The sequence below is a fragment of the Mycobacterium sp. genome (assembly GCF_004298145.1).
Taxonomy (GTDB): Bacteria; Actinomycetota; Actinomycetes; order Mycobacteriales; family Mycobacteriaceae; genus Mycobacterium.
In genome coordinates, this window is record NZ_SCRH01000011.1 from 1 (window position 1) to 13,969 (window position 13,969).

The following is a 13,969-nucleotide window of genomic DNA, read 5'->3' on the forward strand; positions in this document are numbered from 1 at the left end:
ATTCTCCACCTCCGTCGTGGTCATCAACGCCCCACCAAACGAAGTCCCCTCAAACACCACCGGCGCCAACTGCGCCCGCGCCGCATACAACGCCGCGGTATACCCCGCAGGACCCGAACCGATAACGATCACGTCGTGGACGTCGGTGGAAGTCATAATCGGCCACACTACTGCGAATCCGAAAAGTGCCGCCCCCAATTCCACTGGCCGGCAAGGCGAAAACGTGAAGCAACGCACACAACAATCGGTTGTGCCCTCACAACATCTGACCTCTACTGACGCCGCGGTAAGTGGTGCACCATGGAAATCGCAACCCGTGGATCCAACGACGGATGTACGGGCGCCCACAAACCCAACATCATCGCGATGCCGCAGCCCGACAATCCAGCCCTGTGGCCGCACCGGCCGATCTGCCGACCGTCCGTACCACCGCGAACTGTTCGCGAAGGAGATACACCACATGACCACCGCACGTCCCGTCAAGACCCGCAATGAGGGTCAGTGGGCGCTGGGAGATCGCGAACCCCTGAACGACACCGAAAAGATCAAGAACGACGATGGGCCGCTGAACGTGCGCGACCGCATCATCAACGTCTACGCCAAACAGGGTTTCGACAGCATCGACAAGTCCGATCTGCGCGGCCGGTTCCGCTGGATGGGCCTGTACACCCAACGCGAGCAGGGCTACGACGGCAGCTGGACCGGCGACGAGAACACCGACAAAATCGAAGCCAAGTACTTCATGATGCGCGTGCGCTCCGACGGCAAGGCGATGACCGCGCACACGATGCGCACGCTGGGCCGGATTTCGACCGAATTCGCCCGCGACACCGCCGACATCAGCGACCGGGAAAACCTGCAATTGCACTGGGTCCGGATCGAGGACGTCCCCGAGATCTGGCGGCGCCTCGATTCCGTCGGGCTGCAGACCACCGAGGCGTGCGGCGACTGCCCGCGCGGTATCCACCGTTCGCCACTGGCCGGCGACTCGCTCGACGAGGTGCTCGACCCGTCGTCCGCGGTCGACGAGATCGTGCGCCGCTCACTGAACAACCCTGAATACGCGAACCTGCCGCGCAAGTACAAGACCGCGGTCTCCGGTCTGCAGGACGTCTCCCACGAGACGCACGACATCGCGTTCGTCGGCGTCCACCACCCCGAGCACGGGCCCGGCCTGGATCTGTGGGTGGGCGGCGGCCTGTCGACCAACCCGATGCTGGCCCAGCGGCTCGGCGTGTGGGTTCCGCTGGGTGAGGTGCCCGACGTCTGGGAGGCCGTCACCCAGCTGTTCCGCGACTACGGCTACCGGCGGCTGCGCGCCAAGGCGCGGCTGAAGTTCCTGGTCAAGGACTGGGGCGTGGAAAAGTTCCGTGAAGTTCTCGAAACCGAGTACCTCAACCGCCGGCTGATCGACGGCCCGGCTCCCACGCCGGCCAAGCACACCATCGACCACGTTGGCGTGCAGCGAATCAAGAACGGCCTCAACGCTATTGGCGTCGCGCCGATCGCCGGCCGCGTGTCGGGCAGCACCCTGTCTGCCGTGGCAGACCTGATGGAAAAGGCCGGCTCCGACCGGGCGCGGTGGACCCCGTTCCAAAAGCTGGTCATCCTCGACGTGGCCGACGACAAGGTCGACGAGCTGGTCGCCGGCCTGGACGCGCTGGGCCTGCCGTCGCGGCCGTCGTCGTGGCGCAAGAACACCATGGCGTGCACCGGAATTGAGTACTGCAAGCTGTCGTTCGCCGAAACCCGGGTTCGCACCCAGACTTTGGTGCCCGAGCTGGAGCAGCGCCTGGCCGACGTCGACTCCCTGCTGGACGCGCCGATCAGTGTGCATCTCAACGGATGCCCGAACTCGTGCGCCCGAATCCAGGTCGCCGACATCGGTTTCAAGGGCCAGTGGATCGACGACGGCAACGGCAATTCGGTCGAGGGTTTCCAGGTCCACCTGGGCGGCGGCCTGGGAGAGCAGAGTGGCTTCGGCCGAAAACTGCGCCAGCACAAGGTCACCAGCGCCGAACTCGGCGACTACATCGAGCGGGTGACGCGCCAATACCTCAAGGGGCGTCAGGACGGTGAGACGTTCGCGTCCTGGGCGCTGCGCGCCGACGAGGAAGACTTGCGGTGAGCACCCTGGTCCTCACCGCGCATGGCAGCCGCGATCCACGCTCGGGCGCCAACGCCGAAGCCGTGGCCGACCGTGTGAGGCGGATGCGGCCCGGCCTCGACGTGCGGCTGGCGTTCCTGGAGCTCAACGCCCCGAACTTCGTCGACGTGCTGTCGGGCCTGCCGGACGCCCGCCGCGCGGTGGTCGCCCCGTTGCTGCTGGCCAGCGCGTATCACGCGCGCCTCGACATCCCCGAACAGATCGCACGGGCCGGGGCCCGCGGCATCCACCAAGCCGACGTGCTCGGGGAAGACGGCCGGCTCGTCTCCGTCCTGCGCGAGCGTCTCGCCGACGTCGGGGTGTCCCCGCTCGACGGCGATCTCGGGGTGATCGTGGTCGCGATCGGTTCGTCGAACCTCGCCGCCAATGCGCGCACCGCGAAGGTGGCGACCAGGCTGGCCGCAGACACCCAATGGGCCGGCACCACAACGGCGTTCGCCACCAGGCCCGAGGCGTCGGTGGCCCGGGCCGCCGACCAGTTGCGTCGCCGCGGCGCACGACGCCTGGTGATCGCGCCGTGGTTCTTGGCGCCGGGATTCATCACCGACGGCGTGTCAACCTTCGCCCGGGACAACGGTATTCGGATGGCCGAACCACTCGGGGCGCACCGGCTGGTGGCCGAGACGGTGCTCGACCGTTACGACGCGGCCGCCGCCGCCGACGCCGCGGCCTGACTACTTCGATGCCGTCGCGCGGCTGATGATGTGACTCAACAGGTCGCGGATCGCTCCGGCCGGCGGCGTGCGGCCGCCGACCCAGATGGCCCGAAACTTGCGCCGCAGGTCCAATTTGGGGACGTTGGCCGCGTGCAACCGCCCGACCGCCAGGTCGTCGGCCACCGCCAGCCGGCTCATGGCCGCCGGCCCCGCGCCAGCGAGGACGGCGGCGCGCATCGCCGCCGCGGACGTCAATTCCAGCACGGGCGCGGCTTGTTGCATGTCCTCCCCGAGTACCTTGCGCAGGGCCGCCGCCAGCGAATCGCGGATGCCGGAGTGCAGTTCGCGAGCGACCAGGGGTGTCTGCGCGAGTTCGCGCGCGGTCACGACCCGCGAGCGTCGAGCCCACTTATGATCCGGCGGGACGACGATCACCAACTCGTCCTCCCCCACCACGCAGGTTCCCAAACCCTTTGGCGTGCCAGGGTTTTCGACGAACCCGAGATCGGCGGTGCCGTCGCGGACCGACGCGATGGCGTGGTCGCTGTTGGTGGCGGTCAACATCACCTGCGGCGCGGTGTCGCCGCGCCGCGCGGCGTCGGCCTGCAGGGAAAGCAGCCAGTGTGGCATCAGCTGTTCGGAGATCGTCTGACTGGCCGACACCCTGATGCGTTCGCGACCTTCTTTGCGCAGCGAGCCCAGACCGGCGTCGACCTCGTTGGCGACGTCGAGCAGGCGGGTCGCCCAGTCCGCGACGATCAGGCCCGCGGGTGTCAGTTGGGAGCCGCGCGTTGTCCGGACGGCCAGGGTGACGCCGATCTGGGCCTCCATGGTGGCCAGGCGTCGGGATATCGCCTGCTGGGTGAGCCCGAGCTCGCGCGCGGCGCGACCGAGGCTGCCCGTCTCGGCGATCGCCAAAAACGCCTCGAACGAGGCGAGTTCGGGCAGCCGAGGGCTGAGTGGCATGGTCGACAGCTCACAATCAAATCGTGTGACACAACTATAGCTTGTGACACCACAACGCCAAACCTCTACTCACGCCCGGCCCGGACCGCAAGTATTGGCAATATTGCCGCCCGAAAGGGCCGGTGAGCCGCGTGAAGGCGCCCGCGCTAAATTAGCCAGCCTGACCGAGTTGCTGCGTCCCGCAGCCGGCCGACCCCGCTAGCCAGATGGAAGGACAACGTTCGTGGCCTACGTGATCGCCGAACCCTGCGTCGACGTCAAAGACAAGGCATGCATCGAGGAATGCCCCGTCGACTGCATCTACGAGGGCGCCCGGATGCTCTACATCCATCCCGACGAATGCGTTGACTGCGGCGCCTGCGAGCCGGTGTGCCCGGTCGAGTCCATCTACTACGAAGACGACCTGCCCGCCGAGCTCAGCGGATACGTGCAGATCAACGCCGACTTCTTCACCGAGCTCGGCTCACCCGGCGGGGCGGCGAAGGTGGGGCTGACCGAAAACGACCCCGCCGCGGTAAAGAACCTGGCGCGCAAGGCAGAGGCGTCGTAGCCGCCCGCTAGATCCCATCCGGAGAGGCCGAACGTGTCGCTGAGTCGCCGTCTCGGATCCGCCAGCGCGGGCGCTGGCGGATCCGAGAGTCACCCACACGTTTCGTAAGGTGAGGCAATGCGGACAGCTCGAATCATCCACCTCACCCGGCAAATAGGGTCGCTGGCGGTCACCGCGGTGACCGCGGCGTCCACACTCAACGCCTACCGGCCCCTGGCGCGCGGCGGCTACCCGTCGCTGTACTCGTGGATGTTCGGGCTGGTCGTCACCGAGTTGCCGCTGCAGACGATGGTCAGCCAACTCGGGGGGCTGGCCCTGACGGCACGTCGCCTGACCCGGCCGGTGCGCATCACGGCGTGGCTGGTGGCCGGCCTCTCGGCGCTGGGGCTGTTGAACCTGAGCCGCGCGGGCCATCGCGCGAACGTGCCCCTGACCGAGGCGCTGGACAGCGGACTGGGAGCCGATCGGCTCACCGAGTCGGGAAACCTGTGGCGCCGGCCGACCGGCGGCGGCACCGCCAAGACTCCGGGACTGCTAAGGATGCTGCGGATCTACCGCGACTACGCCCACGACTCCAACGTCAGCTACGGCGAATTCGGCGGCGCCAACCGCCTCGACATCTGGCGGCGCCCCGATCTCGATCCCGCCGGCAACGCGCCGGTGCTGTTCCAGATCCCCGGCGGCGCCTGGACGACGGGAAACAAACGCGGACAAGCGCATCCGCTGATGAGCCACCTCGCCGAGCTCGGCTGGATCTGTGTGGCGATCAACTACCGGCACAGCCCGCGCAACACCTGGCCCGACCACATCGTCGACGTCAAGCGCGCCCTCGCCTGGGTCAAACAGCACATCGCCGAGTACGGCGGCGACCCCGGCTTCATCGCCATCACCGGCGGTTCGGCCGGCGGCCACCTCTCGTCGCTGGCCGCGCTCACGCCCAACGACCCGCAATTCCAGCCGGGATTCGAAGACGTCGACACCCGCGTGCAGGCGGCCGTGCCGTTCTACGGCATCTACGACTTCGCCCGATTCGACAAGACGCTGCATCCGATGATGCCGGGGTTGCTGATCAAGTCGATCATCAAACAACGGCCCTCGACTCACCTGCAGACCTTCCAAACCGCGTCACCCGTCAACCACATCCACCCCGACGCTCCCCCGTTCTTCGTCCTGCACGGACGCAACGACTCACTGGCCTACGTCGAACAGGCGCGCACGTTCGTCGAAAAGCTGCGGCAAGTCAGCACGCAACCGGTGGTCTACGCCGAATTGCCGTTCACCCAACACGCTTTCGACATCTTCGGCTCGGCCCGCGCGGCGCATGCCGCGGTGGCCGTCGAGCAATTCCTGGCCGAAGTCTACGCGCGGCAACGCCAGGTCGCCGTGGCGTAACCGCAACCGCCGCAAGGACTTATCGCACGACCACGTTGAGGGTGTAGGTGCATGCCGGTTTGGCGTTCTTCTCCACGAAGCTGGCGTACGAGGTGCCGATGGTGGTGACCCCCGGTCTCAATGCCGCGAACGTCCACATCTCGGTGCCCGGTGCCCCCAACGCGTCGGAGCTCGGCGAGACGAACTCGTGACTGAGCTGCTTGATGACCGCCGAATCACCGATCGTGGTGTCGGGCGCCCACCGGTAGGGAGTGGTGTAGTTCGAACCCAACTCCACGACCAAGGTGTTGCCGACGGCCAGGGTGGTGCTCTGGGTGATCTCGCTCTGCGTCAGCACATCCTTCATGGGTACCCGGAGACTCTTGGTCGACGGCGGATTCCTGGACGCGAAGTGACAGCCCACCACCAGCGACAACACGAGCACGGCGACTGGTGCCAGCAGCCTGACCTTCACCAGATCCCCCTTCAATTCCGCTCCGGAGCCTAATAGGTCTGATCCAGACCGAAGATAGCGACGACTGCGGGCGGCCGCCGACCATGTCATCCGGCAGGATGGGCTGGTGTTTGGCCTCGAACTGATCGTCGCCCTGGTGTCCACCGTCATCGTGGGGACAGTCATCGGCCGGCGCTATCGCGTGGGTCCCCCGGTGCTGCTCATCCTGATGGGCGTGCTGCTGGGGCTGATCCCGCATTTCGGTCATGTGCGGGTCAACGGCGAGATCGTCCTGCTGCTGTTTCTTCCCGCGATCCTGTACTGGGAGGGCCTGAACACCAGCTTCCGCGAGATCCGGGCCAACGCGCGCATCATCGTGTTTCTCAGCATCGCCCTGGTCATCGCCACCGCGGTCGCGGTGTCGTGGACCGCCCGGGCGCTGGGCATGAACCCCCACGCGGCGGGCGTCCTGGGTGCGGTGCTGTCGCCGACCGACGCGGCCGCGGTGGCCGGGCTCGCGAAGAAGTTGCCGCGCCGGTCGCTGACCGTGCTGAAGGCCGAGAGTCTCATCAACGACGGCACCGCCCTGGTCCTGTTCGCCGTCAGCGTCCACGTCGCGGTCGGTGGGGCCGCGATCAGCCCACCCGAGGTGACGGCCCGGTTCGTCGGCTCCTACCTCGGCGGGATTGCCGCCGGGTTGCTGGTCGGCGGCGCGGTGACGCTGCTGCGCAAGCGAATCGACGCGCCCCAAGAGGAAGGAGCGTTGAGCCTGGTGACGCCGTTCGCGGCGTTCCTGCTCGCGCAATCGATGCACTGCAGCGGGGTGGTCGCGGTGATGGTGTCGGCCCTGGTGCTGGCCTACGCCGGTCCCGTGGTGATCCGGGCCCGCTCCCGTCTGCAGGCCTATGCCTTCTGGGACACCGCGACATTCCTGCTCAACGGCTCGCTGTGGGTGTTCGTCGGTGTCCAGATCCCGGGTGCGCTGCGGGGCATCGCGGGCGTCGGCGGCGGAATCCGCCACGCCCTGTTCGTCGCGCTGGTGATCACCGGGGTGGTGATCGTGTCGCGCATCTTCTGGGGAGAAATCACCACGCTGCTGATCCGCCTCATCGACCGCCGACAGGTGCAGCGCGAACGCCGGGTCAACTGGCGCCAGCGCTTCGTCACCGTCTGGGCGGGATTCCGTGGGGCCGTATCGCTTGCCGCGGCGGTGGCCGTCCCGATGACGACGCTCAGCGGCGCGCCTTTCCCGGACCGCAGCCTGCTGATCTTCATCGTGACCGTCGTCATCCTGGTGACCGTCCTGGTCCAGGGCAGCACGCTGCCCGCCGTCGTTCGCTGGGCGCACATGCCCGAAGACGCCGCCCACGCCGAGGAACTGCAGCTGGCCCGCACCCGGGCTGTTCGAGCCTCTCTCGCCGCCCTGCCGACGGTCGCCGACGAGGTCGGCATCAGCGACGACCTGCGCCGGCGGCTGCAAAAGGAATTCGACGAAACGGCCGCGCTGGTCCTGGCGACCGAGGACGGTTCGGCGGACAGCCGCGTGGTCAAAAGCCGGGAGAAGGTCCGGCAAGTGCGTCTGGGTGTGCTCGAGTACAAGCGCCGGGAGATCACCGCTTTGCGCAATCAGAACCTGATCGACGACATCGTGTTGCGCGAGCTGCAGAACGAGATGGATCTCGAGGAAGTGCAACTCCTCGCCGCCGCGGCCGACGACGAAGACGAATGAGGGTCCGTCGGTGGCCGGCCGTACCGTCGGCCCCGATCGGGGCACCGGCGAACGGGTAGCGCCGCCCGCGAGGGAATTCACAGACTGTTCAGGCAGGCGTCGGTCCAGCATTGATGCGTGCACATGCACACCGCGTGTCCTCGCGTTATGCGCGTGGTACAGGTCGCCAATTTCTACGGCCCCCGCTCCGGCGGCCTTCGCACCGCGATCGACCGGTTGGGCGCCGAATACTGCGCCAGCGGGCACGAGGTCTTCTTGATCGTCCCCGGACAGCACGCCGAGCGCGCTCAGCTGTACACCGGCGTGACACGAATCACCTTGCCCGCCAGGCTGATTCCCTTCACCGGTGGCTACCGCGCCGTGATGCCGGGATCCGTCAAGGCCCTCCTGGCAGCGTTGCGGCCCGACGCGCTGGAGGTGTCCGACCGGCTCACGCTGCGCTCACTGGGCCGGTGGGGCCGCGACCACGGTGCCACCACGCTGATGATCTCCCACGAACGCTTGGACCGCCTTGTGGGCCAAGTGCTTCCGCGCCGGGCCGCGCAGAAGTTCGCCGACGTGGCCAACGCACGCACCGCCGCGAACTACGACACCGTGGTGTGCACCACCGGTTTCGCGCGCGAGGAATTCGACCGGATCGGCGCGGACAACACCGTCACGGTCCCGCTGGGCGTGGATCTGCAGACGTTCCATCCGCGCCGCCACTCGCATCTGGTGCGTCAGCGCTGGGCCGCGCCGACACAGATGCTGCTGGTTCACTGCGGTCGGCTGTCGGTGGAAAAGCGTGTCGACCGCAGCATCGACGCGCTCGGGGCGTTATGCCATTCCGGTGTCGACGCGCGGCTCGTGGTCGTGGGCGAGGGCCCGTTGCGGGCCCGGCTGCAGCGACAGGCCGCGCGGCTACCCATCGACTTCACCGGCTTCATCTCCGACCGCGACACCGTGGCGCATCTGCTGGCCTCGGCGGACGTGACGCTGGCCCCGGGGCCACATGAGACGTTCGGGCTAGCCGCGCTGGAGTCGCTGGCGTGCGGGACACCGGCCGTGGTGTCGCGCACGTCGGCGCTGACCGAGATCATCACCCAGGACTGCGGCGTGTCGGCCGATAACGACCCGGCCGCCATCGCGAATGCGGTCAACACCATCGTCAGCCGTCCCGAGCGGCAACGCCGCGTCTCCGCGCGGCGCCGCGCCGAGGACTTCACCTGGCACCGGGCCGCGACCGGCATGCTGGCGTCGATGGGGGCGCCGGCGCGCGACGCCGCCCTTACGTACGCTTCGGGCGAGGAGTTCGCCTTCTCTCCGGTCGACGCAGTCCTTCGTAGAGGGTGCGCCAGATAATGTCGGTCAACGCCGCAAGGTCGGCCACCGCCTCCTCGGCGCTGCTTCCGCCAAGCGAGTAGTGGAGGGCGCGCTCGTTCATGAGGTTCAGCCAGCGTGCTGTCCGCTCGGGGTCGAGGCCCGCGGCAACCGTGCCCCGGCTTTGTCCGTCGCGGATGTGTTGCGCGAGTGAGCTGGTCGCGTCTTCGATCAACCGGTGGTAGGGCTCGCGGACGCGCGGGTCGGAGATTGAGCCCTCCACGACCGTCTTGAGCATCGCGTAGTGCTGCCGAAACGCTTCGATCGCCGGTCTGAGCGCTTCTCGCAGATCGGCTTTGTCGCCCTCCTCGGGCATTTTCCACCACGCGATCCCGGCAGTCTTGATTTCTTCGACGAGGACCTCGGCCATTGCGGCGAGCAGGTCTCCCTTGTCGTCGTAGAACGCGTAGAACGCCGAACGAGAGATGCCTGCTGCGTCGATGAGTTTTGCGACGCTCACGTCCGAGTACGCGTGACCGTCCTTGATCATCCGCTCGATGACGCCCACGAAGTGCTGGCTGAGAATCTGACGGCGCATCTCGCGGGGTAACCGCAAGGGACTGGATTCGGCGGCCATCATGTGGTTCCCTCACGTGCGAAATTCAAGCGACTGGGACTCGCAGTCAGTTCTGGCCAGGCGCGGTGAATCGACTGGGCCGCAACGCCTTTTCAAACCAGCCCGCTGTCCTCTCGCCGCTCCACGTCACCAGAGCGGGACGCTCCACGCAGTGCATGAGATCGCCGTCGCTGCGCGTACCAGCCGACATGCCGACCGGCTGGTGCATGGTCCACGTCATGCGGTGGTCCGAAACGACTTCGAATTGCTCGACGCCGAGTTCGGTCGTGATCGTTCCGAAAAAACTCGCCGGCGCGCCGGCGCGGTCGTGCATCGGTGGAACGTCGACGTGGGACGCGTTGTGCAATGTCGCCCCGTCCCACACAAAGCCAACGGTCAGCGGCGCACTCTCAAACTGCCAGACCTTCAGCGCAAGCAACGCTCGCCCGCTCGGAAACACAGCCGAGCACCAGGTGTCGCCGATCATGCCGCTGTAGTCGCGCGGCCCGTAGGAGTGATCCCGAAAACCGAAAGAGTCGATGGGGACCGTGCCCGCCGTTGTCACCACTTCGCCACGGGTACGGCAGCCTTGTTCGAGGTGCGCGCTCGCCCAGACCTGACCGGTCAGCTCGCCGTGGAGGCTCCACGTGGGATGGACGCCCGAGAACTGGACGTCGACGGTGAGACGCTCGACCTCTCCGTCGGCAAGGCTCTGGCGGCTGAGCGCCTCGGCTGTGGAGCGCAGTGCCATGCCGTCGAAACGCAATCGCCAGGTCTCGTTGGGTTCGACGCACTCGAATGACAGCGGGCCGCTCGAAGCGCTCTGCCGGGCCGGCGACGGGCCGAAGCTCCGGCTGACAAGCAGCTCGTCGCCCTGCAGGTAGACGGCGATGATGGACTCCCAGATGTGGGGTGAGCCGGGAATGCGGCTCCAGTGCGCCCACACCGAGATCCCTGCTGTGGGATCGTATGTCTGGGCGACGAGGTTCTCGCTCCAGCCGGGCATGTCCGGCGGATTCTGGATGCGGTCGAGGTCGGCCGCGACGGTGACGTGGGACATCGGGCTGCGCTCACTGTTCTCAAAGGGTCTGGCCGGAATGGTGTTCGCGCGGAGCAGCTCTGAAGCCTTCAGACGACGACAACCGGGCCTGAGACCGGCACGGTCTTCCTCATGTGAATCTCATTGACATAAGTTCATATCAGACATTATGTTCGTGGTCAAGAACACATTGTCTTTCAATAAGACACGTTGTTTGCACGGTGATCGTCGGCAACGTGCCGCGATAGACACGCACGCATCACGGGTCTCGGGAACCGACGGGTGATGGCTAGGCTGCTCCACAAAGGAGGCATCCTGTGCAAGCACGCGAACAGGTACTGATCACGGCTATCGAGCTGGCTTCCCTTATCCAATCCGGTAATCCGGTCAGCATCCTGGACGTGCGCTGGCGCATCGATGAGCCCGACGGGTGCGCGGCCTTCCTGGAGGGACACATCCCGGGCGCGGTGTACGTCTCACTCGAGGACGAACTCAGCGACCACACGATTTCCGGCCGGGGCCGTCACCCCCTACCGTCGGGACGCGACGTGCAGGCCGCCGCGCGTCGCTGGGGGGTCCGGCAGGACGCGCTCGTGGTGGCCTATGACGACTGGAACCGGGCCGGTTCCGCGCGCGCCTGGTGGGTGCTGACCGCGGCCGGGGTATCGAACGTCCGCATTCTCGACGGCGGCATGGCCGCGTGGCGATCGGCCGGCTACGGCCTGGAGACCGGCCCGGTGCGACCCATGCCCGGGAATGTGACTGTGCCGCGGGATGATCTGTATGCCGGAAGCCGTCCGACGTTGACGGCCGAGCGGGTCGCCGAGGGCACCGTGATGCTGCTCGACGCGCGTGCGCCGGAGCGCTACCGCGGCGATGTGGAACCCCTCGATCCCGTCGCCGGCCACATCCCCGGCGCCACGAACCTTCCCAGCGTCGCCGTGTTGGCGGCCGACGGCACCTTCCTCGGTGACGACTCGGTCGCTCAACTGTTGTCCGACCGCGCGATTGAGCGTCACGACGCGGTGGCCGCCTACTGCGGCTCGGGAATCACCGCCACGGTCACGATCGCGGCGCTCGTCGCGATGGGCCGGGAGGCGGCGTTGTATCCCGGGTCATGGTCCGAGTGGAGTTCGGATCCGTCCCATCCGGTGGGACGCGGCGACCGCTAGTCCACTTTCGCCAAACACCTTATGGTCGGAGCCCGGTACACGAGGCGAGCCGGCACCGGCGGCGAGGACTCACCGAATCACGTTGTGCAGGGCAGCCTTTTGATGCCGTGGAAGAACGACGAGCGCAGCCGGTCGGGCGGTCCCGTGACGGCCAGGCCGGGCACGCTCGGGTAGAGCTCCTCGAGCATGACGCGCAGCTCCAGGCGGGCGAGTTGGGCGCCGAGGCAGAAGTGCACTCCCCCGCCGCCGAAGGCGGCGTGACCGGCGTCGGGGCGGGTGACGTCGAACCGGTGCGCGTCGTCGAAGACGTCCTCGTCGCGGTTGGCGGACAGGTAGTGCATCAGCACCCAATCGCCGGACGGGATTCGTTGCCCGCGGATTTCGACGTCATGGGTCACGGTGCGCCGGAAGTGCATCACCGGGGTCGCCCAGCGCAACAGCTCTTCCACCGCGGGCCTGATCGCGGCGGGGTCACGGGCGAGCAGCGCCTGTTGCCCGGGGTGTTCGGAGAGCGCCAAGATGCCGTGGCTCAGCGTGTTACGGGTCGTTTCGTTGCCGGCGATCGCCAGCAGCAGGAAGAACTCGTTGAGCTGGTCCCGGTTGAGTTTTTCGCCGTCGACCTCGGCGGCGAGCAGCGCCGACAAGATGTCGTCGGTGAGCCCGTGTTTGCGCCGGTGCTCCACCAATTCCCCGCAGTAGGAGAACATTTCGGCCGCGGCTTGGCCCAGCGCCGCGGGAGTGGGCGCGTAGTCGGGATCTTCGATGCCCAGGCTTCCGATGGCGTTACTCCAGCGGAACACGTCCATCCGGTCCTCGGCGGGAACCCCGAGCACGTCGGCGATCACCTGCAGTGACATCTCGGCGGAAATGTCTGTCACCGCGTCGAATTCGCCCTTGTCGGTGATGTTGGCGACGATGTCGCGCGCCACCTCCCGCATCCGCGGTTCCAGCCGCTGGACGTTGCGGACGGTGAAGCCCTGGCTGATCAGCTTGCGGAAGTGAACGTGACGCGGCGGGTCGATGCCGGGCAGCATCGCCGAGTTCGGCCCGGCCTCGGCCTCCACCAGCGTGTTGCCCTTGCTGCTGGCAAAGATGTCGGTGTCGCGGCTGACCAGTCGCACGTCGGCGTGTTTGGTCAACAGCCACGCCCTGGGCAGCCCGGGCAGCTGCACCGGGTGCACCGGTGAGCCGGCCCGCAGTCTCGCCATCGCGCCGAACGGGGCGCCGGCGACGAACGTGTCGGGATCCAGCACGGCCGCCGCGTCGCGGTCGGCCGCGGTGTCCAGGTTCTCCGGAACCAGGGATTTCACCAACGTGGGCTTGGCGACGCTCATCGGTCCACCGTTCCTTCCTGTAGCGAAGCCCTGATCCCGGCGATGATCACCTCGAGGCCCGCGCGAAAATGGTTGGCGGCCTGCCGCTTGCCCCGCCCCGCGGGCCGCGCCTCCTGCAGGCTCACCGAGCCCAACAGGTAGGTGTACAACACCGAGTGGGCCGGCGCGGCAACCGCTTTGGTGAGGCCGGCCTCGGCGAGCAGCGCGCGGCTGAGCTTGTCGAGTCGACGGGCCGATTCGCCGCCGCCACTGGATTGCAGGACGCCCGCGACCCCCGGCACCGACAGGATGACTTCGCGGGCGGCGCAATAGAGTTCGGCCAGTCGGGTGTCCCACGGCCCCGTCTCGACGACCGGGATGTCGGCCAGCACCGATTCGGCGAGCAGATCCAGCGCGGCCCGCTTGCCCGGCACGTGGTAATACACCGAGGGCACCGCGGCGCCGAGTTCGGCCGCCAGTTCGCGCATCGTCACACCCTGCACGCCGACGCGGCGGGCCAGCTCACGCAGGGCAGCCACCACGCGAGCGCGGTCGAGTTCGCCATAGGGTCGCCGCACCGCGGCCGTCATCGCGACACCCCCTTACTCGCAGCGGCCGATCGGCTGCGGACTAGATT

At 67.4% G+C, this 13,969-nt stretch carries 14 protein-coding genes; 7 read left to right on the forward strand and 7 right to left on the reverse strand.

Annotated elements, in window-relative coordinates; all coding sequences use genetic code 11:
* The coding region (locus EPN51_RS03500) for an FAD-dependent oxidoreductase (RefSeq protein ID WP_293037675.1) at positions 1-156 on the reverse strand (156 nt) is incomplete at its 3' end.
* A gap of 304 nt (positions 157-460) precedes the next feature.
* On the opposite strand from EPN51_RS03500, the gene EPN51_RS03505 reads away from it, so the two are divergent.
* Positions 461-2,128 carry a nitrite/sulfite reductase gene (locus EPN51_RS03505; protein ID WP_293037198.1) on the forward strand — a complete coding sequence of 556 codons (1,668 nt, stop codon included), beginning with the start codon at positions 461-463 and terminating at the stop codon, positions 2,126-2,128.
* Positions 2,125-2,841: a sirohydrochlorin chelatase gene (locus tag EPN51_RS03510; protein ID WP_293037202.1), complete on the forward strand. Its 717-nt coding sequence runs from the start codon at positions 2,125-2,127 to the stop codon at positions 2,839-2,841. The genes EPN51_RS03505 and EPN51_RS03510 overlap by 4 nt, the downstream gene beginning before the upstream one ends.
* Here the strand turns inward: EPN51_RS03510 and EPN51_RS03515 are convergent, their stop codons facing one another.
* On the reverse strand, positions 2,842-3,789 hold the full coding sequence (locus EPN51_RS03515; protein ID WP_293037205.1) for a LysR family transcriptional regulator: 948 nt from the start codon (positions 3,787-3,789) through the stop codon (positions 2,842-2,844). It lies immediately after the preceding gene.
* A 223-nt stretch (positions 3,790-4,012) separates the two neighbouring features.
* Here EPN51_RS03515 and fdxA point away from each other — a divergent pair, with 223 nt between their 5' ends.
* Entirely contained in the window at positions 4,013-4,339 is a 327-nt protein-coding gene (gene fdxA, locus EPN51_RS03520; protein WP_293037208.1) for a ferredoxin, read from the forward strand.
* Between the two features lie 117 nt (positions 4,340-4,456).
* Complete coding sequence (locus tag EPN51_RS03525) at positions 4,457-5,731, forward strand: alpha/beta hydrolase (RefSeq protein ID WP_293037210.1); 1,275 nt, start codon at positions 4,457-4,459, stop codon at positions 5,729-5,731.
* Between the two features lie 19 nt (positions 5,732-5,750).
* On the opposite strand, the gene EPN51_RS03530 is transcribed toward EPN51_RS03525, so the two are convergent.
* Positions 5,751-6,185, reverse strand: coding sequence for a protease inhibitor I42 family protein (locus tag EPN51_RS03530; protein WP_293037212.1), 435 nt, complete (start codon positions 6,183-6,185; stop codon positions 5,751-5,753).
* 106 nt (positions 6,186-6,291) lie between these two features.
* Here EPN51_RS03530 and EPN51_RS03535 point away from each other — a divergent pair, with 106 nt between their 5' ends.
* Together EPN51_RS03535 and EPN51_RS03540 are read left to right on the forward strand one after the other, a co-directional pair.
* Entirely contained in the window at positions 6,292-7,893 is a 1,602-nt protein-coding gene (locus EPN51_RS03535; protein ID WP_293037214.1) for a Na+/H+ antiporter, read from the forward strand.
* 147 nt (positions 7,894-8,040) lie between these two features.
* Positions 8,041-9,234: a glycosyltransferase gene (locus tag EPN51_RS03540; RefSeq protein ID WP_293037217.1), complete on the forward strand. Its 1,194-nt coding sequence runs from the start codon at positions 8,041-8,043 to the stop codon at positions 9,232-9,234.
* Here the strand turns inward: EPN51_RS03540 and EPN51_RS03545 are convergent.
* Complete coding sequence (locus EPN51_RS03545) at positions 9,161-9,829, reverse strand: TetR/AcrR family transcriptional regulator (protein WP_293037220.1); 669 nt, start codon at positions 9,827-9,829, stop codon at positions 9,161-9,163. The two genes, EPN51_RS03540 and EPN51_RS03545, sit on opposite strands and share 74 nt — an antisense overlap.
* A 46-nt stretch (positions 9,830-9,875) precedes the next feature.
* The gene (locus tag EPN51_RS03550; RefSeq protein ID WP_293037223.1) at positions 9,876-10,868 is read right to left on the reverse strand and encodes a hypothetical protein; all 993 of its coding nucleotides are present in this window, start codon (positions 10,866-10,868) and stop codon (positions 9,876-9,878) included.
* 296 nt (positions 10,869-11,164) lie between these two features.
* Between EPN51_RS03550 and EPN51_RS03555 the strand changes: the two genes are divergently transcribed.
* Entirely contained in the window at positions 11,165-12,019 is an 855-nt protein-coding gene (locus EPN51_RS03555; protein ID WP_293037225.1) for a sulfurtransferase, read from the forward strand.
* A 77-nt stretch (positions 12,020-12,096) separates the two neighbouring features.
* Here the strand turns inward: EPN51_RS03555 and EPN51_RS03560 are convergent, their stop codons facing one another.
* Positions 12,097-13,353 (reverse strand): cytochrome P450, encoded by a 1,257-nt coding sequence (locus EPN51_RS03560; protein ID WP_293037228.1) that lies wholly within the window; start codon positions 13,351-13,353, stop codon positions 12,097-12,099.
* Positions 13,350-13,922, reverse strand: coding sequence for a TetR/AcrR family transcriptional regulator C-terminal domain-containing protein (locus tag EPN51_RS03565; RefSeq protein WP_293037231.1), 573 nt, complete (start codon positions 13,920-13,922; stop codon positions 13,350-13,352). Before EPN51_RS03565 ends, EPN51_RS03560 begins: the two co-directional genes overlap by 4 nt.
* Positions 13,923-13,969 lie beyond the last annotated feature (47 nt).